General features: G+C 43.5%; 1 protein-coding gene. It reads left to right on the plus strand.

Annotated elements, in window-relative coordinates; translation table 11 throughout:
• Positions 1-222 (plus strand): hypothetical protein (locus SB660_RS19115; protein WP_410583792.1); only part of this gene is annotated, 222 nt, incomplete at its 5' end.
• Between the last annotated feature and the right edge of the window lie 187 nt (positions 223-409).

Raw genomic sequence — 409 nt, forward strand, 5'->3', positions numbered from 1 at the left:
GTCGGTCTAAATAGGTGTTTTTATTATGGTTCAAGTCCTTGCTTAAGTTTTGGAGCCTACCTAAGAAGCGAGAGGGAATCACAGGTTATATCTTGTAATGATTTATCTGCTGAGCAAGGTTCTAAGCAAGCTCCAGGATTTGGAGTTGCGCTGAAGAATGATGAATGCATGGCGCGAAATAAAATTAACCTAAGTTATAGGGTTTCTCGTTGTGGTGCTTAAAGACTCCTTGGAGAAAGTCCGGTTTCGAGCTGGGTGAGTTACTTCTTTTATCATCCTGAAGCGCCATCACAAATTATGAGCATTGATATAACCCCTGTTGGCGAGCTTTAAGTGCTTTGACAGTTGCTGGCGGATCTGGTAAAAATGGAGCTTCGCAAGCTTATCTCTCAATCGGCCCGGAAGGCTG

Origin of the sequence: Bacillus sp. SIMBA_005 (assembly GCF_046535585.1) — a bacterium.
Taxonomy (GTDB): domain Bacteria; phylum Bacillota; class Bacilli; order Bacillales; family Bacillaceae; genus Bacillus; species Bacillus pumilus.